The following is a 22,349-nucleotide window of genomic DNA, read 5'->3' as shown; positions in this document are numbered from 1 at the left end:
CACGTCAAGGCCGGTACACCGTACCGGGCTTTGCCTTCCCCGGCGCCAGCAGCTGCGGCACCGTCACGAACACGTACCCCCGCTTCTTCAGCGCGTCGATGATCCCGGGCACCGCGGGCACGGTGCCCGGGTAGAGGTCGTGCAGCAGGATGATCCCGTCCCGGGACGACTGCTGCAGAACGCGCTTCTGTATCAGCTTCGGGTCGCTCGTCCTGTAGTCCTTGGCGGTCACGCTCCACAGGACCTCGGCGAGCCCCAGTTCGCGGCTGATCCTGTTCACCGTGTCGTTCGTGCGGCCCTGCGGCGGCCGCATCAGCGTCGGCTTGTGCCCGGTGAGCCGCTCTATCGCGTCGTTCGGCTTCTGCAGCTCCTCCCGTATCTGCTCCGGCGAGATCCGCGTGAGGATCTTGTGGTCCCAGGTGTGGCTGGCCACCTCGTGTCCCTCGTCGGCCATGCGCTTCACCAGCTCGGGGTACTTCTCGATGTGCCGCTTGCCGAGCAGGAAGAAGGTCGCCGGGACCTGCTTCTCCTTGAGGATGTCGAGCAGCCGGGCCGAGTGCTCACTCGGGCCGGCGTCGAAGGTCAGCGCGATGCACTTCACCTCCCTGCAGTCCACGGTCCCGAACCGCGCCTGCACATCGGCCGTGGCCTGCGCACGGGCGGCGCTCGGTGCGGTGGTGTGAAGCGTCGTGCACCCCGTGAGCGGCAGGGCCAGCGCGACGAGGGCGGAGACCGCCGCCGCCGCACGGAACCTGGTCCCCGGTCTTTTCATCTTCCTGGTCAGTGAAGGCATGCCGAGACTATACATGTGGTGTATACATTGCGTGCATAGTCCCTTGTGCTGCGTGAAATGCCCGCGCCGGACGGCCGTGCGCCATGGCCGCGGGTCGCGTCACACGCGTGCCGACGATCACGCCCCTCTTCGCATGCCGCCCGCCTCCGTGGTGAACGCGTCCTGTGGGGACGGCCTTTACTGAATAAGTCATCGCCTGTAGAATTCTGCGCACCGAGAATTCCTGTGCGCCGAGCGGCGGTGAGGCACGTGAACGTGACCGGCAAGGACAGTCCGCGCACGATGTACGAGGTCGCCGTGATCGGCGGTGGCTTCGCGGGGTCGCTGCTCGCGGCCGTCCTGGCGCGGAACGGGGTGCGAACGCTCCTCGTCGACGGCGAGCAGCCCCCGCGCTTCGCGGTCGGGGAGTCGATGGTGCCCTACACGGCGGCACTCGCCCGTGTGGTCGCCCGGCGTTACGGCGTGCCCGAGGTCGAACACCTCACCAGTCTCAAGGCGGTTCAGCGGGAGGTCTCCGCCCGCTGCGGCGTGATGCGCAACATGGGGTTCGTCCACCACCGCGCGCACCTGCGTCAGCACCCCGGCGAGATCTACCAGGTCGTCAACCCCTCCGTCGTACCGCCCGTGCCGCATCTCTTCCGGGAGGACGTCGACGCCCATCTGCTGGGCGTCGCACGGCGGTACGGAGCCGATGTGCGCACCGGACCCGGCGCACGCGTCGACGGGCTCCGGATCGACACGGGCACCGGGGTGGCGCTGCGCACCGCGGACGGTGAGGAGTTCGCCGCGCAGTACGTGGTCGACGCGGGAAGCCACGACGCCCTGTTACCACGGGAGTTGGCGCTGCGCGAGGAGCCGACCCGGGCGCGGCACCACTCCCGCACTCTCTTCACGCACATGACGGGCGTGACGCCGTACGACGAGACACCGGCCGGGCGACTGCACGACCGGCCCAGCCCCTGGCATCAGGGGACGCTGCACCATGTCTTCGACGGCGGCTGGCTGTGGGTGATCCCCTTCGACAACCAGCCCCGCTCCACCAACAGCCTGTGCAGTGTCGGCCTCACCCTGGACCCCCGCAAGCACCCCTCCCACGACCTCTCGCCGCAACAGGAGTTCGATCAGGTCCTGGACCAATTCCCCGATCTGGCACGACAGTTCGCGCAGGCCGAGCCCGCCCGGCCCTGGACCGCGACCGGACGACTGCAGTACTCCTCGAAACGCGTCGTCGGTGACCGCTACTGCCTGGCCTCCCACGCCGCCGGCTGCGTCGACCCGCTCTACTCGCGCGGTCTCGCCCACAGCCTGGAGATCGTCAACGCGCTCGGCCGGCGTCTGATCGACGCGGCGCGCGACGGCGACTGGTCCACAGGGCGGTTCCAGTACGTAGAGGACCTTCAGCAGGCCCTGTTCGACACGCACGACGATCTGGCGTACGCGTCGTTCGTGTCCTTCCGCGACTTCGAGCTCTTCAACGCCGTCGTACGGACCTGGACGGTGAGCACCGTGCTGGGCGCGCTCGCCGTGGAGAACGCGTGTGCCGCGTACGGCAGAAGCGGCGACGACTCCGTCTTCCGTGACCTGGAGCAGACCCGGCACCCGGGCTCGCCGTTCCCCGGCAGCGCGCACTACAACGCCCTCGGGCCGCTGACGCGCACCCTGTGCGAGGAGGTCGAGGCCGGCACGCGCACGCCCAGGTCGGCCGCCGACCGTATCTTCGGCGCCATCCGGGAGGCGGACTACCTCCCGCCGTCCCTCGGTCTGGGGGACCCGGCCGACCGGTTCTTCCACAACACCCCGGCGCGCATCGCGCGCGCCGCCCGCTGGGTCCGTACCGACGCCCCCGACGAGGTGGGCGCGTTGCTCAAGGGCGCCATGGGCGGGCTCATCCGGGAGCGGCTGCGCGGCGTGCGCCGTCCCGGGTGACCCGGCGGGTGCCTTCCGGGTCACGACCGGAAGGCACCTACCAGGTCTGTCCCGGCACGTCACGGGCCTGTCACGGGCCTGTCCCGGGCACCTCCCGGGCCTGACGGGCGGACCGGACCCCGAGCCGCCCGGTCGCCGTGTGCCGACCCCGTCCTGTCCCACCCGACGACAAGGAGAGAGCACGTGAACTCACCGGGCACCTCTGAGCTGGAGAAGGAGACGTACGACGTCGCGATCCTCGGATCGGGCGTCGCCGGATCACTTCTCGGCGCGATCCTGGCCCGGCACGGGACCAAGGTCCTGCTGCTGGACGCCGGTTCGCATCCGCGGTTCGCGATCGGCGAGTCGACGATTCCCTTCACCCTGGTGTCGCTGCGCACCCTCGCGGAGCGATACGACGTTCCGGAGATCGCCGCGCTCGCCTCGTTCACCGACACCACTCGCACCATCGGCCCGCGCTTCGGCGTCAAACGCCACTTCGGATTCCTGCTGCACCACGAAGGTGCGCCGCAGAACCCCCGCGAGGTCAACGAGTTCAACACGCCGCCCCAACTGCTGCACGAGGCAGCCCACTTGTTCCGCCAGGACACCGACTCGTACCTCTTCCAGGTGGCCGTCAAGTACGGCTGCAAGGCCCGCCAGAACTTCTTCGTCACCGACATCGACTTCGACGGTTCGGGTGTCACCCTGGCCGGGCGCGACGGCGAGTACCGGGCGCGCTATCTGGTGGACGCCAGCGGATTCCGTTCCCCGGTCGCGGACAAGTTCGGGCTGCGCGAGGATCCCTGCCGGTTCAAGCACCACTCCCGGTCGATCTGGAACCACGTCGTCGACCTGACGCCGACCGACCGGCTCTTCGACCACCTCCCGGACAGCCAGCGGCCGCCCGTGCCCTGGTACGAGGGCACCGTCCACCACATGTTCGACCGTGGCTGGGCCTGGGTGATCGGCTTCAACAACAACAAGTGGTCGAAGAACCCGCTGTGCAGCGTCGGCATGACCGTCGACCCGCGACGCTTCCCCAAGCCGGAGGGGGTGAGCGCCGAGGAGGATTTCGCCCGGCTCGCCGCGCCCTTCCCGGACATCGTCCGGCAGTTCGAGGGCATGAAGGCGGTGCGGGAGTGGACCTCGACCGGACGCCTCCAGTACTCCTCGAAGCAGACCGCGGGTGACCGCTGGTTCCTGCTCTCGCACGCGGCCGGCTTCCTGGACCCGCTCTTCTCGCGCGGGCTTTCCAACACGACCGAGGCGCTGAACGTGCTGGCCTGGCGGTTGCTCCAAGCGGTCCAGGACGACGACCTCTCGGGAGAGCGGTTCGCCCCCGTGGACCGCCTCCAGCAGTCGCTGTTCGACTACAACGACTCGCTGGTCAACTCGGCCTTCATCTCCTGGTGCGACTACGACCTGTGGAGCGCGGTCTTCAGGATCTGGGCGTGGGGAGCCAACGCCGGCGTGTACCGGATGCAGACCGCGCTCACCAAGTTCCGCAAGGACGGCCGCGATCGCCACTTCGTGGACCTGGAGGACGTTCCGTACCCCGGTCTGTACTGGCCCGACCACGACGGCTTCGCCGAGCTCTACGAGACGATGGTGAAGCAGTGCGAGGCGGTCGAGGCCGGCGCCGTACGCGCCCGGGACGCGGCGGACCTCCTGTACGAGCGGCTGCTGGCGGCCGACTTCGTGCCCAAGCACTTCGGATACGCCGAACGCGAGGTGCGCTTCCTGAACCCGCAGCCCAAGACCCTGCTGAAGATGCTGCGTTGGGCCGCCACCGAGGCCGATCCGGTCGTGCGCCGACTCGTGCTCGGAAATGGGCGCGAGGCCATCAAGGCGAGGCTGAAGGGCAGCAAGCTGTTCTGACGGAGCGTCAAGCAGTGAAGCGAGTTGTTCCGATGAAGCGTCAAGCGGTGTCGCCGCTTCTCAAGTGCCGCCGCGTCGCGAGGGTTTACCGTCGAAGTCAACGTGTGTAGAATTCAATGCGTACGGAATTGCGCTTCCCCACCGGGAACGGGTTCCGGAACCCATCGTTGGCAATGGCGATGAACGAGAGGTGCGCGGTGATGTCGGAGACCCTGACGTGGCGCGGACGGTGCGAGGCGGTGCGGCCGTGCTGAGCCGGATCCTTCCGCCACGCGGTCCCGCCCGCACGCTCACCGGAATCACCCTGGTGCACACCATGGGCCAGGGTCTGTGGATGGCGCTCAACGCCGTCTACGCGACAGCCGTACTCGGGCTGTCGCCCGGCCGGTTCGGGCTCGGCGCCGGGGCCGCCGCCGCGGTCGCCCTGGCGCTGAGCACCCCCTCCGGGCACCTCGCCGACCGGGTCGGCCCCCGCACCGTACAGATCTGGTCCTTCGTGGCGCTCGGTCCGCTGACCGCCGCGCTCCTGTTCGTCGACGGGTTCGGTACGTACGTGGCCGTGATGTCCGTGCAGGCGGTGGCCTACAGCGCCAGCCGCAGTGCACGGATGGCCATGATCGCCGGACTCGTCCCCGCCGCCGAGCGGGTGACCCTCCGCGCCCAGCTGCGCGCCGCCGCCAACATCAGTGTCTCGGTCGGTGCGGGCATCGCGGGAGCCGTGCTCGCCGTGGGCACCCCGGCGGCATACCGCGCGGCCGTGGTCCTCAACGCGCTCACCTATCTGGCCACCGGCCTGCTCACCCTGCTGCTGCCGTCCGTGCCGCCGCAGCCCGCCCGGCCGGGACCCGCGCTCGCCGTCCTGCGCGATGGCCCCTTCCTCACGTTCGTGGTCCTCGACGGACTGCTGTCCATGCACAACCTCCTCCTGGACGTCGTCCTCCCGCTGTGGGTCCTGCACCACACCCACGCCCCGCGCTGGATGATCGCCGTCATTCTGCTGACCAACACGGTGTCGGTGGTGCTGCTCCAGGTCAGGGCCGCCCGCGGCACGGACGAACCGGCGGGCGCCGCGCGCGCCTCCCGTGCCGGATCCTGGTGCCTGGGCGCCGCCTGCCTGATCTTCGCGCTGAGCGAGGGTGCCGCCGCGCCGGTGGCCTCGGCCCTGCTCGTCCTGGGCGCGCTCGCCCATGTCCTGGGCGAGGTCAGGCAGTCGGCGGGGAGCTGGGGCATCTCCTTCGGGCTCGCCCCGGAAGACGCCCAGGGGCAGTACCAGGGCACGTACGCGATGGGCGCCGACATCGGCAAGATGGCCGCGCCCGCCCTGCTCACCTGGCTGGCTGTCGAGCACGGCACGGTGGGCTGGGTGGTGATGGCCGCGGGGTTCGCGGCGCTCGGCTCCGCCATGCCCGCGGTGGTGGCTCTGGCCCGGCGGCGCGGCAAGGAGAGTCCGGTGCCGGTGACGGTGTGAGGGCCGGGACCTCCGTGTGCGCAGGGCCCTCCGTACGTGCGTGCCCCCGTACCTGGATGTCGGCGGTCCCGGTTGCGCGGCGCGCCGCCGGGAGCGGCGGGGGTCCTGGAGGAGAGCCGTCGGCCGGCCCTCGTGCGCAGCCGCGCACACGCCATGCGTTCCGTGCGTGTCACACGTCCAGCCGGCGGTGCAACAAGCCGCCTTCGTGCGCGCCACACGTCCACCGCGCGGTGCAACAAGTCGCTGCACAAGTTCCTGATGAGGAAAGGGAGTTCAGTCCGTGGATGACACACTCGCCGTCGCGGGACCGCGGCCGCCGGTCGAGGTGCGCGCGGCTCGGCGGCAGGAGCCTCCCGCCGGCCCTGCCGCCCCCGCGCTCAGGCTGCCCGTCGCCCGGGGCGACCTCGGCACCGGTGACCCCCACGCCGCGTACTCCTGGTCCTCGGAGGCCGGTCAGGAGGCCGCCGAGCAGTCCCTGGCCGCATTCGCCGTACTGATCCACCGCTACAGCGGGCAGGGCGACATCGCGCTGGGCCGGGTCTGCGGGCCGGGCGGGGTGATGGCGCTCCGTTCCCGGGCCGAAGCGGACACCACCTTCGCCGGGCTGGGCGCCTCGCTCGCGGAGCAGCACCGGGCCCCTGGGCCGGGTGCCGCCGCCGGCCTCGGGACCGGACTGCGTGTCGGTGTCCTCTTCGGCTCGGAGGCCGGGTCGGGGGCCGGATCGGAGGAGGCCGGCTCGGAGGAGGCCGGGCACCCCCCCGTATTCTCGGGCGACTTCGACTTGCTGCTCGAAGTCGGGACGGGCGCCCGCCGTACCCTGCACTACGACACCGGGCTCTTCCCGCGCGAGGTCGTCTCCCGCATGGCCGCCAACCACGAGGCCCTCCTCCTGGACGGCGCCCGCCGCCCCCACGCGCCGCTGCACGAGCTCAAGCTCTCCGAGCGGGAGACGCGTTTCCTGCTGGACGAGGTCAACGCCACCGCGCGCCCCTTCCCGGACGGCACCCCGTTGCACGCCCTCGTCGAGGCCCAGGCCGCCCGCACACCCGACGCGCCCGCCGCGGAGTGGCGGGGCACCGTGCTCACGTACCGAGAACTCGACGCGCGGGCCAACCGGATCGCCCGCGCGCTCCTCGCCCACGGGGTCGCCCCCGGAGCGCGGGTCGGGGTCTCGACGGCCCGCAGCCACCACACCGTCTGCCTGCTGCTGGCCCTGCACAAGGCGGGCTGCGCGTATGTGCCGTTGGACCCGGCGTATCCCGCCGACCGGCTGACCGCCATCGCCGCCACGGCAGAGATGGCCGCCGTGGTCTTCGACGATCCGGGCGTCAGGGACCGGCTCGGCCCGGCCGGCGTGACCGCGCTGCCGTGGGCCGAGCTGTGGGAGAGGGCCCAGGGCGAGCGGCCCGACCCCGTGGACGTCGCGGTGAGCTCTTCGGACGCCACCCATCTGATCTACACCTCCGGGTCGACCGGCCTGCCCAAGGGCGTGGTGATCAGCCATCGCAATGTGGTGGCCCTGCTGGCCTGGGCGTGGGACACGTACTCCCGCCAGGAGGTCTCCCGCGTCCTGTTCGCCACCTCGCTCAACTTCGATCTGTCGGTGTTCGAGCTGTGGTGCCCTCTGACGATGGGCGGCTGCGTCGTGGTCGTCGACAACGTCCTCGCGCTGACGGAGCAGGCGCCGAGGCACGACGCATCCGGACCGGGGCTGCGACCCTCCCTCGTCAACACGGTGCCCAGCGCACTGAATGTGCTCCTCCAGCGCGACGCCGTGCCGCCGTCCACCGTCGTCCTGAACGTCGCGGGCGAACCGCTCGCCAAGGAGCTCGTCAACGCCGCCTTCGAGAAGACCTCCGTGCGACGCGTCCTCAACCTCTACGGGCCCTCGGAGGACACCACGTACTCGACGTGGAAGGACTTCACCGGCCCGCTCGCCCAGCAGCCCACCATCGGAGTGCCCCTGCCCAACACCGTCGCGTACGTGCTGGACCCGTCGGGGCGGCTGGTACCCCGGGGAGCGATCGGCGAACTGCACCTGGGTGGTGCGGGATTGTCCCGCGGATACCTCAACGACCCGGAACGCACGGCCGCGGCCTTCGTGCCGGCCCCGGCCCATCTGACCGGCGCACCGGTCGACACCCTTTACCGCACGGGCGACTTGGTTCAGTGGACCGAGACCGGCGAACTGCGCTTCATGGGCCGCAAGGACACCCAGGTCAAGGTCCGTGGCTTCCGTATCGAACTCGGCGAGATCGAGGCCGTGCTGCGGGAGACTGTCGGCCTGCGCGATGTGGCCGCTCTCGCGGTCCAGCGCGCGGACGACACCCTGCTGGTCTGCTACGTCGGTCTGGAGGGCGACCCCGTCGCCGTGGACGCGATGAGCGAGCGGCTGCGCCGGAAGCTGCCGCACTACATGCAGCCCGCGAAGATCGTGGTCGAGGACCGGCTGCCCCGGCTGCCCAACGGCAAGGTCGACCGCAAGGCCCTGGCCGCCCGTACGGTCGACTGGGGACCGGCCGGGGGAGGTGCGGAGCACCTCGGCGACGACCCGGACGAGGCCGCCGTCGCCCGGGTGTGGAGCGACCTGCTGGGTCTCTCCCGGCTCTCCCCGGATCTCGACTTCTTCTCCGTCGGCGGGCACTCCCTGCTCGCCACGCTGCTCGCCGCCCGCCTGAGCGAGGAGAGCGCGGCCCCCCTTCGCGTCGCCGACATCCACGAGAACCGCACCCTCGGCGCCCAGGCCGCGCTGCTGCGCCGGGCCCGCGGACGCGCTCCCGCCGCGCCGACTGCCATCGGCACCGTCGAGCGGCTGCGCGCGGTCGCCAGGACCCTGCACGAATCCGCGCGCGGGCACGGCGTTCCCGCCGCCGCGGCCGCCGTGTACGCCGACGGCGCACTGCAGTTCACGTACCACGGCATGGACGACATGGAGACTGGTCCCGCACGCACCGCCGACTCCCGGCAGCGCGTCACCTGCATCACCAAGGCGCTCCTCGCCTTCGTTGCGCTGCGTCTGGTCGACCGGAGACTCGTCGGGCTCGACGAGCCCCTCGACGGTCTTCTGCCGCACGCCGTCGTACGACGGGACGGGCGGACCCGAGCTGTGACGCTGCGTCAACTCCTCTGCCATACCAGCGGAATCGACGACTCCTACGAGGTCTGGCACGACACCGATCACCCGGACCTCGACCACTACCTCGACTCGTTCCGGGACTACGGGCAGCTCTTCGAACCCGGCGAGGTCTTCGCGTACTCCGCGTGCGGCACCTCGATCGTCGCCGGTCTCATCGAAAAGCTCCTCGGCATGCCCTGGCGGCGCGCCCTCAACGAGCTGCTGCTGACACCACTGGGCATAACGCCCGTCCCGGAGAGCGGGACGGCGGAGGACCACTACGGCGCCGTGGCCACCGGATATCTGTGGAGCGAGGCGGGCCGGGGATACATACGGCACGAACCCGGGCCGCAGACCATCGCCGACGACGCCGCCGGATCCTTCTCGATCTGCCTCACCCTCCCCGAACTCGCGCGCATCGCCCAGCTCGCCCTCGACGACGGTGTCACCGCGAGCGGTGAGCGCCTGCTGTCCGCCGAACTCGCTGCACAGATGCGCACCCCGCAGATCGACGTGCCGGGCCACCACTTCATGCACGCGTGGGGACTTGGCTGGCTGATGTTCGGGCCCACCGCCTTCGGCTTCAACTCCAACGGCAGCGGCCATCACAACTTCATCCAGATCTTCCCCGAGCAGCGCGCCTTCCTCCTTCTGCTCACCAACGCCTACCCCGCCTTCGGCCTCTACGAGGACCTGCTGCGCGCCTTCACCGGCGAAGGCCTCATCCGCACCGGGCGCGCCTTCGGCATGGCGCTCGACGACTGCGTGGGCCGCTACGAATCCGACGGCTACCGGCTGGACGTCCTGCCGGGGCCCGAACGGCTCCGGTACGCCTACGCCGAGCGACAACGCGACGGCGACTGGCTGCTCCTCGACGAGGGCGATCTCGTCTCCTCCGGAGCCGGCGGCTTCACCTCCATGTCGGAGCGCAACATCCTCGCCGGATCCATCTCCTTCATCCCCACGCCCGGAACGAACACCCCGGGCTTCGTCCGCATAGGCCAGCGATTCACAAGGAAGGTCCGATGACAGACCCAGTCAGTGGGCGCCCACCCGTGCCGAGTGGACGCCGACACGTGGTGTTCGTGACCTGGAAGACCGGCAACGCCCCGGCGTTCCGGGCGGCCAAGCGGCTCGGCCACGAGGTGACGCTCATCCGCTCGCTGCGCATGGAGCGCGCCCAGCACATCGACTTCACCACTTCGTCCTACCAGGAGTACGTCGACACGGTGCACGTCCTCGACGACGCGACCGACGCCGAGGCGCTGCGCGCCCGCGTCCTCGCCGTCCACCGGGAGCGGCCGATCGACGGATTCGTGGCGACCGTCGACGCCCTCGTCGTCCCGGTGGCCCGTGTCGCGGAGGAGCTCGGCATCCCGTTCACCAGCGCGCACGGCGCTGCGACGGCCAAGCTCAAGCACCGCTGCCGTGAGGTCCTGGCGGCCGCCGGCGTCGACGACACGCGGTATGCCGTCGTCGGCGGCTACGTCGAGGCCGCCGCGTTCGCCGCGGAGGTCGGCTACCCCGTCGTCCTCAAGCCGGCCAGGGGTTCGGCGAGCGAAGGCGCGCACATCGTCCCCGACCGGGCCCGGCTGTGGGACCTGTGGCGGCAGGTGAAGCCCGGCCGCGCCCCCTATCAGGACGGCGTCCTGGTCGAGCAGTACCTGACCGGCCGGTTCCTGTCGGCCGAGCTGGGGCTGTCCCACGGGCGCTTCCTGCGGCTCGCCGTCAGTGAGCGCAAGACATGGGACCGGCACGAGGCGCTGGAGGTCGGTACGACGATCCCGGCGGCCATCGACGCCGACTCCTACGAGCGGGTCATGGCGTTCGCGGAGGCGGCCGTGTCCGCCGTCGGGCTGCGTCTGGGCATCTTCCATGTCGAGATCATGCTGGGCGACGACGGCCGTCCCCGCCTCATCGAGCTCAACCCGCGCCTGATGGGCTCCTGCCTGCCCAACCTCTTCCAGCTCGCCGGCGGCGGCGACCCGTTCGAGCTGCTCGTGCGCATCCACCTCGAGGAGGCGGTGGAGCTGGGAGCGATCGCGTTCAACCGCTACGCGACGGTCCGCTGGTTCGGAGCGGCGGACCGCGTGCGCAGGCCCGCCGGACCGCCGAGCCTCGACTGGGCCGACGAGTACGGCGACGCCCTGCACGCGCTGACCCTGAACCTCCCCGACGGCGATGTGCTCGCGCCCTGCCGGGGCAACCTCGGCAACTTCGGCGAGGTGCAGGTCGTGCACCCCGACCACGCCACGTCCATCGGCGTCGCCGAGGAGATCGTCGCCAGAGCGGCCGAACAACTCGGTATCGAGGTGACGCGGTGAGCGCGGTGAGTTCTGCGAGTCCCCTGTTCGACGAGACCCGGGCCCAGCTCGGCCGGCTCGGGCTGCCCGTGCAGGACACCGCGCTCGTCGAGGAGTCGCCGCGCACCTTCGACGACGGCTGCCACTTCCGGATCGAGGTCCCCACCGTCAACTCCGCGCAGGCCGCCGAGACGCTCCTGTCGGAGAGCCGCCGGCGGGGCTTCACCATCAACCGCGTCACCGAGACCCGCGGCATGTACCGCCACACGGCCCGGGAGCTGCGCGCCTACGCCGAACTGGGGGAGGAGTACGGCGCGCAGATCCTGATGTCGGTCGGACCGCGGGCCGCGTACGACATCGGGGCGGGCGTCCAGACCCCCGAGGGCGCGCGCATCGGCTACCGGCTGCGCGGCCAGGAGCAGATCGTTCGCGCGATCGAGGACGTGAAGCGGGGTATCGAGGCCGGGGTGCGCGGCTTCGTCGTCTACGACGAGGGCCTGCTGTGGGTCCTGCACCGGCTGCGCACCGCGGGCGAACTGCCGGCCGACATCCATCTGAAGGTCTCCGCCCACTGCGGTCACGGCAACCCCAGCTCCGCGCAGATGCTGGAGATGCTCGGCGCCAACAGTTTCAATCCGGTGCGCGATCTGCCGCTGCCGATGATCGCGGCCATCCGCGAGGCGGTGTCGATCCCGCTGGACTGCCACGTCGACAATCCGCGGCTGTCGGGCGGTTTCGTGCGCACCTACGAGGCACCCGAGTTCGTCCGCGCGGCCGCCCCCGTCCACCTCAAGACCGGCAACAGTGCGCTGGAGGGCCACGGCGTGAGCCCGACGCCGTGTCAGCTGGAGGACATCCTGCGCCAGGTCGAGATCGTCACCGAGTTCCTGGACCGCCACCTGCCGACGGCCCGCCAGTCACCGGCGACGTGCCCGACTCCGGCCGTCCGCCAGGCACCTGCCATCCGTCAGACACCGGCCGGGCGCCGTCACGCGCCCGTCGTCGGGTGACCGGGGGGTTCACGCATGTGCCGCATCTACGGCAGCTTCGGCGGGGAGCCCATCGCCCCCGACGTCCTGCACACGGTAGGGGAGGCCCAGCGCCACGGTGGCCCCGACGCCCGGACTCTGCGGACCGGCGACGGCTGGGCGCTCGGCAACAACCGCCTCGCCGTCCAAGGGATCGCCCATGGCCGACAGCCCTACGTCCTCGGCGACATGACCTGCGTCTTCAACGGCGAGATCTACAACCACCGGGAACTGCGCACCGAACTCGCCGCCCAGGGCCATCGGTTCAAGGGTGACTGCGACGGCGATGTCCTGCTGCCGCTGTACGAGCGATACGGCGACGACTTCGTCCGGCGGCTGGAGGGCATGTTCGCCCTCGCGATCGTGGACCGGCGGGACGAGCCCTGTCTGAAGCTGTTCACCGACCACGCCGGGATGAAGTCCCTCTACTACTACGTCTCCGCCGACGGACGCAGACTCTGCTTCGCCTCCGAGCCGGCGGCTCTGGCGCGCTTCCCCGACTTCCCGGACGCCATCGACCCGTCGGCAGTCGACCGGTACTTCGGCGGCAGGGCGATCTGGGGGCCGGGCACGGTGTACACCGGGGTACGGACCTTGCCGCCGGGAAGCGTCCTGCGCTTCGACGGATCCCAGCTCGACTTCGAGCAACATCAGTTGGACGCACTGGCCGTCGAGGAGAGCGTTTCGGTCGCCGACCTGCTCGACCGCACCCTGCGCCATGAACTCACCCGCATGCTCGACGCCGACGTACCGGTCTGTGTCGTCACCAGCGGCGGCCTCGACTCCAGCTATCTCACCGCCCTGGCGGCAGCCACCGTGCCCCGACCGCACTCCTTCACCATCGCCTACCGCGGCGACTGGCCCGGCGACGAGCGGCGCTTCGCCCGCGAGGTCGCCGCGCACTGCGGTACCCGCCACCACGAAGTGGTCGTCGACCCGGCCGACTTCCCCGATCTGATCGACCGGTTCGTCCGCCATCTCGACCAGCCGAACAACGCCCCCCACGGCCTGAGCACCTTCGCGCTGTTCGAGGCAGTGCACGACGCCGGCTTCAAGGTCGCCCTCACCGGTGACGGCGCCGACGAACTGTTCGGCGGCTACGCCCGTTACGTCAAGGCGGCCCGCGACGACGGGGCGAACTGGCATCGCGCCTATCAGGACACGATGGCGGCGGCGGGCCCCGCGACCCTGGCCCGGCTCTACACCCCCGAGTATCTGGCCCAACTCCGCTCCAGTGGTGGCCACTTCGGAGATGCCAACGGCGACGACCTCCAGCGGCGGGTGCGCGGCGGCCGACACGGGAAGCTGGAGACGCTGCTGCGCTACGACCAGACGGAGCGGTTCCCCTACTACATCCTGCGCCGCGTCGACCACCTCAGCATGGCGCACGCGGTGGAGGCGCGGATCCCGTTCCTGCAGCCGTCCGTGATGCGTCTCGCGCACGCCGTGCCGCCCGCGCTCAAGGTCGTCGGCGAGACTGTCAAGGCTCCGGTCGCCGAGGCCGCCCGCCGCCGGCTTCCCCGCAGCGTCCTCGACCGGCCCAAGCAGCCGTTCACCCTGCCCGTCACGGCGATGATCAAGCCGGGCGAGGCGCTGTACGACCTAATCGGCGACACCCTGCTGGGCTCCCGCACCCGTTGCGGGGCCTACATCCGCCGCGACACCGTACGCGAACTGTTCCGGATGCAGACCGAGCGGCCCGACACGCACGCGGCCGAGGTCCTGTGGTCGCTGCTGATCCTCGAAACCTGGTTCGCCACCAGGAATCTCCGACCGTAGCCCGACGCGGCACAACCGAAGTGTTCGAAGGAGCCGACATGCCCGATGCCCGACCGACCACCATCGCCGTCGAGTCCATCCTCGCCAAGGCGACCCGGGCCGACATCCGCCGCGACCCGTTCCCGCACATCGTGCTGCACAACCCGCTGAGCCCGGACCTCTACCAGGCCCTCGCCACCAGCATGCCGACCGCCGAGTACATCGGCACCCGCATCGGCAAGCCGATCACCTCGAACGAGCGCTACAACTACATGTCCCAGCACATCCTGGCCGACGCGGAGATGGCCCAGGTGTGGAAGGACTTCGTGACCTACCACGCCTCGCCCGCGTTCTACCGCGAGTTCCTCGACCTCTTCCACGACGACCTGATCGCCGCTCTCCCGGACGCCGAGGCGCAGTGCGGCCCCCTGCGCTCGCTGCGCGTCGGCCGCCGCAACCACGACACCTTCGCGACCCACGACATCCTCATGGACTGCACGGCCGTCATCAACTCGGCGGTCACCGGCCGCCCTTCGTCCTACCGCGGCCCGCACGTCGACAAGCCGTACAAGCTCTTCGGCGGTCTCTTCTACATGAAGCTACCCGAGGACGACGCCACCGGCGGCCACCTGGAGCTCTACAAATACCGCGACAGCGCACACCGGTTCACCACGAGCGCCTCCGAGTACGGCGACAACCGTTTCGACATCGACCCGAAGTACGTCGAGGAGGTCGGCACCATCACCTACGACAGCAACGTCCTGGTGATGTATCCGATCAACCCCCTGGCCCTGCACGGCGTTTCGGTGCGCAGCGTCACCCCGCACGAGCGCCGTTTCGTCGCCCTCGTCGGCGACCTCCAGCACCCGCTCTTCGATCTCGCGCTCTGAGGTGACCCAGGTGCTTCCCTTCGATCAGCGCACCGGTGAGATCTGGCTCGACGGCTCCCTCGTCCGGTGGGCCGAGGCGCGCCTGCACGTCCTCAGCCACGGACTGCACTACGCCAGCAGCGTGTTCGAGGGCGTACGCGTCTACGGCGGCGCCCCGTTCCTGCTGCGGGAGCACATCGCCCGGCTGCGCTCCTCCGCACGCCTCCTCGACTTCGACCTGGAGTACGGCGACGAGGTACTGCACGCCGCGACCCTCGACGTGGTCGCCGCGGCGGGCATCCGCGACGGGTACATACGCATGAACGCCTGGCGCGGCTCGGAGGTCATCCAGACGGCGGCGCTGCACACCTCCGTGCACACCTCGGTCGCCGCCTGGGAGATCCCGGCCGGCTACTACGCGGCGGCCGACGTCCTCGACCAGGGCATCAGCCTGCGGACCGCCGAGTACCGCAGGCCCTCGCCGCAGTTCGCGCCGGTCAAGAGCAAGGCGGCGGGCAACTATATGATCGGCACGGTCAGCAAGAACCAGGCGCTGCGGGCCGGCTACGACGACGCGCTGCTGCTGGACGACGCGGGCCTGATCGCCGAGGCCACCGGCGCCCATGTCTTCTTCACCCGTGCGGGCGTCCTGCACACGCCCACCACCCGCTGCACGATCGACGGCATCACTCGCGCCCAGGTGCTGGAACTGGCGCGCCGCGAGAACATCCCCTGTTCGGTGGAGTATCTGAGCCCCGCCTTCGTCCGCGAGGCGGACGGCGCGTTCATCTGCGGTACGGCGTGCGAGCTGCTGCCGGTCTCCCGGATCGACGACCACGCGTACGCACCGGGCGAGAACGCCGTGATCCGCAGGCTGATCACCGGTTACCGTGCCCTCACCGACGCCGGGGAGGCCATACGTCCATGGGGGCACTGAACGCGCTGGAGAAACTCGTACCGGTCGTGCTGGCCTTCGGCTGCGGCGTCCTGCTCGCGCGCCGCAAGGTCGTGCCCGCGGACAGCTCGCGGGCCTTCGCCGACTACGCGTTCCTCTTCGCGGTCCCCTGCTATCTCTTCGGCAACATCTACCGCAGCGATCTGGGCGCCCTGTTCGACTGGCGCGCCATCCTGGCGTACGCGACCACGGCGGCCCTCGCGGTGCTGACGGTCGGCGTTCTCGCGACTCTGGGCGGCGTACGCGATCCCCGGGGCATCGCGCTGCGCATCATGGCCGGGGTCCAGGTGAACACGGCCTACTTCGCCGTACCGGTGTTCATCACGCTCTTCGGGAACGCGGCCCCGATCTTCCCGGTGCTCCTCTTCCAGGTCTGCGTCCTGACCCTCGTCATCATCTCGATCATGGAGCTGGGGCGTCCGGAGCGCGACGCCGGCGCGGGGACGGGGCCCCGGCTGCTGCTGCGCGCCGTGGGGGCTTCCCTCGTCACCCCGGTCGTCCTCGCCTGCAACGCCGGCATTCTGCTCAATCTGCTGTCGCTGCACGTCCCGAAGGCGGTCCTGGACGGCTTCTCGTTCGTGGGCGACAGCGCGTCCCCGGTGGCGCTGTTCGCCCTCGGACTGCACCTGGGCGGCAGCGGACTCACCGTGCGGGGCACCACCCGGGAGGAGCTCGGGCTCATCGCCTTCAAGTGCCTGGTCTTCCCGCTGATGACCTGGGCGGTCTGCGCCGCCGTCTTCGGCGTCGACGGCGACTGGCTGAAGTACCTCGTGCTCATCGCCGCGATGCCGGCCCCGCAGAACCTGTTCATCTTCGCCCAGCGCTACGACGTCGGCGTCGACATGTCGGCGTCGCTCGTCATCAAGAGCTCGGTCGCGGCCCTGTTCCTGCTCCCGCTGTGGATGCAGTGGGCGGTGCACGTCGGCTGAGCGGACCCGAAATCTCCAATGGAGGCGAAAACATGACCACGACCATGGAAGCGAGCACGCGCGGTGCCGGCATCGCCGTCCGGCGGGTCGCCGGGCACATCGGCGCCGAGATATCGGGAGTCGACCTCGGCAAGGACCTCGACGACGCCACGGTGGCCGAGATCCGGCAGGCCGTCCTCACCCACCGGGTCGTCTTCTTCCGGGGCCCGGACATCGGCCATGCGCGGCACGTCGCGTTCGGGCGGCGTTTCGGCGAGCCGACCCGGCGACCCGGCAAGAAGCACGGGGTCGCTCCGGACGGCTTCCCGGAGATCCTCACGGTGGACCCGAAGGCGGACGTCGAGCGTTACGGCGCCGACTTCGAGGAGCACTACCGCCGCAAATGGGTCTCCCCCCTCGCCGGTTGGCACAGCGACCTCACGCAGGCCGTCAACCCGCCCGACGCGTCGATCCTGCGGGCGGAGACGACGCCCCTGTTCGGCGGGGACACCCAGTGGACGAACACCGTGGCCGCGTACGAGGGCCTGTCACGGCCCCTGCGCGACCTGCTCGACTCGCTCCGGGCCGAGCACGCCTTCTTCACCGGTGTCCATCTGCGCCACTCCGACGAACGCGACCGCGAGATCCTGAAGCTCTACTGCGAGGATCCGCAGGTCGCCGTCCACCCCGTCGTCCGTGTCCACCCCGAGACGGGGGAGAAGGCCCTGTTCGTGAGCCCCGGCTCCACCACCCGGATCGTCGGCTTCACCGAATTGGAGAGCCGCCGTCTCCTCGACCTCCTCTTCGAGCACCTGACCAGTGCCGAGTACACGGTCCGCTTCCGCTGGGAGCCGGGCTCCATCGCCTTCTGGGACAACCGCACCACGTGCCACCTCGCCCCGACGGACTTCGCCCAGCTGCGGGCGGACCGCGTCATGCACCGTGTCACCCTCCTCGGTGACACCCCCGTGGGCCCCGACGGCTTCACCTCCCGGCAGGTGACGGGGGAGCCCCTGCGGGCCTGGTGATCCGCCCGCCGGTGTCAGGACGCGTACGAGGCGTTCCGCGCCGTCTCCACCACCTTCTCGCCGTCGGCCTCACCGAGCAGGCCCGCGGCCACCCAGGCGTCCACCGTGGCCCGCACCCGGGAGAGCAGCGCGCCCTTGCCGCTGAAAGGGGCCCCTGCCCAGATCTCGTCCAGGAGGGTGGTGCCGTCCTCCCCGGCCGGGTTGGCGACACCGGAGTCGTGGCCGCCGAAGACCACCAGCGGCTCGGCACGCCGGAAGTAGGCGTGAGTGGGGTCCGCGGTCCCCTCGAAGAAGGGGGCGAACTCGGTGCCGTCGAGCACGTAGTGGAGCGGCTTGCCCGTCACGGGGGTGAGCGTGGGCAGCAGGTCGCCGGAGAGAGCCGCGTTGCGGTAGAGCCCGAACGGCAGGAAACTCGCGCTCGTGTTCCTGGCGACCAGGTTGACCGGCCCGTAGAACAGGGTCTGTAGCGACGGGTCGTCGAGGGCCTTCTCGACCCGCAGCCGGAACGGCACGGCGACCCGCACGACGTCACCGCGACGCCAGGTCCGGGAGACGGTGAAGTAGCGGCCGGCGACCGGAGTCCCGCTCACCGCTCGGCCGTTGACCGTCACCCGGAAGCCGTCGGTCGCCCAGGACGGGACCCGCAGCCGCAGCTCGAAGGCCGCGCTGCCACCCCCGATGGTGAGCGTGGCCCCCTGCTGCCTGGGGTAGTCCGTGGTCTGTGTGACGGTGACGCCTTTCTCGGCCCAGGTCAGCGTGGTCGGGCTGTACAGATTGACGTACAGCGCGCTGCCGTCCGCCGCCTTGAAGTACACCGAGTCCTGGTACTTGGTGGCGCTCTCCATGCCCGTGCCCTCGCAGCAGGTGGTCCCCTGCTTGGGTGTGTAGTCACGGACATGACCGGGCGTCAGGCCGATGAAGTAGGTGACGAGCGGTTTCTCCGCGTCGGCCTTGTCCTGCTTCGAGCCGAGCACCTGGTTGTAGAGCGCCCGCTCGTAGTAGCCCATGTACTTCGGGTCCCGCGTGTGGAAGAAGAGCATCCGGCTGAGCTTGAGCATGTTGTACGCGCAGCAGGTCTCGGCGTCGGTGGCGCCGATCGTCCCGGCGATGACACCGCGGGCCTTCCAGAACTCGCCGGTGCTGGTCCCGCCGATCCCGTACATCCGCACCGGCACGACCATGTCCCAGAAGTTGCGCGCGGCGCTCAGATACCGCTGTTCGCCCGTCGAGTCGTACAGCCGCAGCAGCCCGGTGAAGATGGGGATGTGCTGGTTGGCGTGCAGCCCGTCGAGGGTGTCGTCGCCCGCGGCGCACGCGTCGATGAGCTTGTCCAGGTCGAACAGCCGGGCCAGCGCGAGGTGTTCGGCCTTGCCGGTGAGGGCGTGCAGATCGCAGATCGCCTCGACGATGCCGCCGAACTCGCCGCTGGAGAAGATGCCCCACATCCGCTGCAGGGTGGTGCCGGGCAGCCGGGACAGCCGCGAGTACATCCAGTCGCACATCCCCGACGCGAGGTCGAGTGCCCGCGCGTCGTCGGTGCAGAGGTAGGCGTCCAGCAGTCCGCGCAGGATCTTGTGAGCGGTGTAGTACGGCGCCCACACCTTGGTGTAGTCACCGCTCGTCATGGACTCCAGCAGGATGAACTGCGTCTCCGGGTACGCCGCGAGGAACCCCGGGTGGCTCGGCCCGCCCCAGGTGCGGCGCAGGACGGCGTCCAGGCCGCGCCCGGAGGCGTCCGCGAAGGTGTCACCGGTCGTCTCGTCGAATGCGTACGAGGCCAGGTCGCCGCGGCCGGTCGACGCGTCGGCGGCCCGGCCGCTCTGCAATGCCGTGATCTCGTCGGCGGTCAGCGCCCGCGACCAGACGTTGAACTCGTCGAACGCCCCGGCGAACACCGGGTCGGTGGCGTAGTTGGAGCGACCGAGCCAGTTGTTCTTCAGGGCGCCCAGGGCCGCCGGGGTCAGGGTCATCGCCGTGTTGCGCGCCACGGCGGTGCCGTTGACGTAGAGGGTGCCGGTGCCGCCCGCGATCGTCACCGCCAGATGGCTCCACGCGTTCAGCGGCAGCGCGGCGGCGCCGTCGAGACCCTGCTCGCCGCCCGGCCCACCGGTCGTGATGGCGAAGCGCGGGGCCCCGCTCGCGTTGCGGGCGGCGAGGTAGAGATAGCGCGTGGTGTCGTTGCCGAAGTCGAAGACCCGGCCCCAGTTGGCGTCATGGGCCGGCTTCACCCAGGCCGACAGGGTGATCGCCGAGGCACCGCCGAGCACGTCGGTCGGCAGGTCGAGGTACTGGTAGGAGCCCCGGACCTGCTCCGCGCCCGTCCCGAACCGGCCCGCCACGCTCAGCACCGCCGGATCGTGCCGCAGCGCCTCGCGCACCTCGGTGAGCGCCCCGACCATGGAGCCGATCTTGTCGGCGTACGCCTGCTCGCCCGTGCTGCCGTACGCCTGCGCGAGCATCGTCAGGAAGTGACCGGTGTAATGCCCGCGGAGGTTGCCGTTCGCCTCGCCGTCGAGCCCCTCCCAGCCGCCGGGGGCGACCGCGCCGAGCGTGGAGAGCCCGGCGTTGGCGCGGAAGACCTGGAGCAGCCGGTTCACGTCGTAGCCGCGGCCGTGGTCGAGCATCAGCGCACGCTTCGCGGCGAACAGGCCCTCACTGAGCGCCACTTCCTTGAGCTGGAACGGCCGGAGCGTCCAGGCGGACGGCGCCGGGAGCGTGGCCGCTCCGGCCCTGCCGGCGGCGGCGCAGGCGACTCCCGGGGCCGCCGCGGCGAGTATCGCGGTCTGCAGCACGGCACGTCTGGACAGGGGCGGTGTCATGGTGAGCGTTCCTCGTCTCGTGTTCGTGCGGGAGGGGAGAGCTGCTCGACGGCGAACTACTCGGCGTAGAACGTCGCGTCCGCCTTGGCGGTCGTCGTGTCGGCGGGCTGTGTGTAGAGCAGGTAGTTGTAGTGCCGGAGGTAGCGGCCGGGGGAGCTGTACGACTCGAAGGAGACGCCGGACGCCGTGTCGGCGAGCCCCGCCCGCCGGTAGAAACTGGCGTCGCTCTTGAACGCGGCCGTCCCGTCGTCCTTTTCCACCCACACCTCGTAGTTCTTCTGGTGGAGGTAGTAGCCGGGGTAGTTGGTCGACTCCAGGGAGACGGTGCCCGTGCCCGCGAGACCGATCACCACCCGGAACTGCGAGTCGGCGAGAGAGGAGACGTTCGGTTCGATCTTGGCCCGGAAGTCCCAGTGGCGGATGTAGCGGTCCGGGTAGTTGTACGAGGACAAGCGGACCGGGGAGACGCCGTCGGCGACCGGGATGCCGAAGTCGGGGGTGCCGTCGGCCTTCCAGTAGATCTTCTGCAGGCGGGTGCGGCGGTTCGGGTCGTTGAGCGGGTCGCCGGTGATGTCCTTGTAGCTGCGGTCGTGATAGACGAGGATGTCCGACTTGCCGTCCTCGGACACGGTGAACGAATTGTGGCCGGGCCCGTACTGGGAGGTCGCGGCGTTGGTCTTGAAGACCGGCTGCTGACTCTTGGTCCAGGAGGCGGCGTTCAGCAGGTCGGCGGAGGCGGACGCGGTCAGCATGCCCAGGCAGTAGTTGGCGTCGGTGGCGCTGGCCGAATAGGTGAGGAAGACCTTGCCGCCGTGCTGGATGACCGCCGGGCCCTCGTTGACCTTGTAACCGACGGTCTCCCAGGACAGCGTGGGCTGGGAGATCTCGACCGGCGTGCCGCTGATGGTCCAGGGGTTGGCCAACTTCGCGAGGAACAGGCTGGTGTTGTTGTCCTCGGCGGGATTGCGCTGGGCCCAGGCGAGATAGCGGACGCCGTTCACGACGAACGTGGTGGCGTCGAGCGAGAAGGAGGACACCGGGGTGGCGATCTGGCCCTTCTCGGTCCAGGCGCCGGTCAACGGGTTCGCGGCGCTGCTCTCCAGGACGTACATCCGGATCGCCCATACATCACTGGTCGACCCCGCCGCGAAGTACACGTACCACTTGCCGTCGATGAAGTGGATCTCCGGCGCCCAGATGTGAGCACCCATCACACCGTCGGCGTGCTTGGTCCAGATGGTGGTCTCCGGGGCCGTGGCCAGGCCTTGGAGCGTGGTGGACCGGCGCAGCACGATCCGGTCGTACTCCGGCACGGTCGCGGTGAAGTAGTAGTAGCCGTCGGTGTGCTTGAAGATGTGCGGGTCGGCGCGCTTCTCGGCGACCGGATTGGTGAAGGTCACGGCCGGCGAGGCCGGGGCGACGGCTTGGGCGGGCGTACCGGCGGTCAGCACGGCCAGCGTGGCCAGGACCGCGGTCAGCAGGCGGCCGATGAGACGTCTCATGATCCTGGGTCTCCGGG

Annotated in this window: 14 protein-coding genes; 11 read left to right on the top strand and 3 right to left on the bottom strand. The window is 70.3% G+C overall.

What is annotated here, in order from left to right; genetic code table 11:
* Window positions 1–4: 4 nt before the first annotated feature.
* Window positions 5–772, bottom strand: a complete 768-nt coding sequence (locus tag ACIBK0_RS32090) for a polysaccharide deacetylase family protein (RefSeq protein WP_399087803.1) — start codon at window positions 770–772, stop codon at window positions 5–7.
* A 270-nt stretch (window positions 773–1,042) separates the two neighbouring features.
* Between ACIBK0_RS32090 and ACIBK0_RS32085 the strand changes: the two genes are divergently transcribed.
* The 11 genes from ACIBK0_RS32085 (at window position 1,043) to ACIBK0_RS32035 (ending at window position 18,011) form a co-directional block, all read left to right on the top strand.
* Window positions 1,043–2,719: an NAD(P)/FAD-dependent oxidoreductase gene (locus ACIBK0_RS32085; RefSeq protein WP_399087604.1), complete on the top strand. Its 1,677-nt coding sequence runs from the start codon at window positions 1,043–1,045 to the stop codon at window positions 2,717–2,719.
* A 183-nt stretch (window positions 2,720–2,902) separates the two neighbouring features.
* On the top strand, window positions 2,903–4,579 hold the full coding sequence (locus tag ACIBK0_RS32080; protein WP_399087602.1) for an NAD(P)/FAD-dependent oxidoreductase: 1,677 nt from the start codon (window positions 2,903–2,905) through the stop codon (window positions 4,577–4,579).
* A gap of 217 nt (window positions 4,580–4,796) precedes the next feature.
* Entirely contained in the window at window positions 4,797–6,047 is a 1,251-nt protein-coding gene (locus ACIBK0_RS32075; protein ID WP_399087600.1) for an MFS transporter, read from the top strand.
* Between the two features lie 280 nt (window positions 6,048–6,327).
* Entirely contained in the window at window positions 6,328–10,191 is a 3,864-nt protein-coding gene (locus ACIBK0_RS32070; protein WP_399087598.1) for an amino acid adenylation domain-containing protein, read from the top strand.
* Window positions 10,188–11,486, top strand: coding sequence for an ATP-grasp domain-containing protein (locus ACIBK0_RS32065; protein WP_399087595.1), 1,299 nt, complete (start codon window positions 10,188–10,190; stop codon window positions 11,484–11,486). The genes ACIBK0_RS32070 and ACIBK0_RS32065 overlap by 4 nt, the downstream gene beginning before the upstream one ends.
* A 5-nt stretch (window positions 11,487–11,491) precedes the next feature.
* A complete protein-coding gene (locus tag ACIBK0_RS32060; RefSeq protein ID WP_399087593.1) occupies window positions 11,492–12,475 on the top strand; it encodes a peptidase in 984 nt (327 codons plus the stop codon).
* A gap of 15 nt (window positions 12,476–12,490) precedes the next feature.
* Window positions 12,491–14,272, top strand: coding sequence for an asparagine synthase (glutamine-hydrolyzing) (gene asnB, locus ACIBK0_RS32055; protein WP_399087591.1), 1,782 nt, complete (start codon window positions 12,491–12,493; stop codon window positions 14,270–14,272).
* Between the two features lie 38 nt (window positions 14,273–14,310).
* On the top strand, window positions 14,311–15,141 hold the full coding sequence (locus tag ACIBK0_RS32050; RefSeq protein WP_399087589.1) for a hypothetical protein: 831 nt from the start codon (window positions 14,311–14,313) through the stop codon (window positions 15,139–15,141).
* Window positions 15,142–15,151: 10 nt separating this feature from the next.
* Window positions 15,152–16,057 carry an aminotransferase class IV gene (locus tag ACIBK0_RS32045; RefSeq protein WP_399087587.1) on the top strand — a complete coding sequence of 302 codons (906 nt, stop codon included), beginning with the start codon at window positions 15,152–15,154 and terminating at the stop codon, window positions 16,055–16,057.
* Window positions 16,045–17,004, top strand: a complete 960-nt coding sequence (locus ACIBK0_RS32040; RefSeq protein WP_399087585.1) for an AEC family transporter — start codon at window positions 16,045–16,047, stop codon at window positions 17,002–17,004. Before ACIBK0_RS32045 ends, ACIBK0_RS32040 begins: the two co-directional genes overlap by 13 nt.
* Before the next feature lie 32 nt (window positions 17,005–17,036).
* Complete coding sequence (locus ACIBK0_RS32035) at window positions 17,037–18,011, top strand: TauD/TfdA dioxygenase family protein (RefSeq protein ID WP_399087583.1); 975 nt, start codon at window positions 17,037–17,039, stop codon at window positions 18,009–18,011.
* Window positions 18,012–18,025: 14 nt separating this feature from the next.
* Here ACIBK0_RS32035 and ACIBK0_RS32030 read toward each other — a convergent pair whose 3' ends face one another.
* Both ACIBK0_RS32030 and ACIBK0_RS32025 read right to left on the bottom strand, forming a co-directional pair.
* Window positions 18,026–20,830: a beta-L-arabinofuranosidase domain-containing protein gene (locus ACIBK0_RS32030; RefSeq protein ID WP_399087581.1), complete on the bottom strand. Its 2,805-nt coding sequence runs from the start codon at window positions 20,828–20,830 to the stop codon at window positions 18,026–18,028.
* A gap of 56 nt (window positions 20,831–20,886) precedes the next feature.
* Entirely contained in the window at window positions 20,887–22,332 is a 1,446-nt protein-coding gene (locus tag ACIBK0_RS32025; RefSeq protein WP_399087578.1) for a family 43 glycosylhydrolase, read from the bottom strand.
* Window positions 22,333–22,349: the final 17 nt, after the last annotated feature.

Source organism: Streptomyces sp. NPDC050564, from assembly GCF_044457265.1.
GTDB lineage: Bacteria > Actinomycetota > Actinomycetes > Streptomycetales > Streptomycetaceae > Streptomyces.
This window is presented reverse-complemented; position numbering and strand designations above follow the sequence as displayed.

Bases quoted from the DNA above. Each gene is read 5' to 3' on its own strand.
- ACIBK0_RS32090 (WP_399087803.1), bottom strand. From the start codon at position 772: ATGAAAAGACCGGGGACCAGGTTCCGTGCGGCGGCGGCGGTCTCCGCC.
- ACIBK0_RS32065 (WP_399087595.1), top strand. From the start codon at position 10,188: ATGACAGACCCAGTCAGTGGGCGCCCACCCGTGCCGAGTGGACGCCGA.
- asnB (WP_399087591.1), top strand. From the start codon at position 12,491: ATGTGCCGCATCTACGGCAGCTTCGGCGGGGAGCCCATCGCCCCCGAC.
- ACIBK0_RS32050 (WP_399087589.1), top strand. From the start codon at position 14,311: ATGCCCGATGCCCGACCGACCACCATCGCCGTCGAGTCCATCCTCGCC.
- ACIBK0_RS32040 (WP_399087585.1), top strand. From the start codon at position 16,045: ATGGGGGCACTGAACGCGCTGGAGAAACTCGTACCGGTCGTGCTGGCC.
- ACIBK0_RS32035 (WP_399087583.1), top strand. From the start codon at position 17,037: ATGACCACGACCATGGAAGCGAGCACGCGCGGTGCCGGCATCGCCGTC.
- ACIBK0_RS32030 (WP_399087581.1), bottom strand. From the start codon at position 20,830: ATGACACCGCCCCTGTCCAGACGTGCCGTGCTGCAGACCGCGATACTC.
- ACIBK0_RS32025 (WP_399087578.1), bottom strand. From the start codon at position 22,332: ATGAGACGTCTCATCGGCCGCCTGCTGACCGCGGTCCTGGCCACGCTG.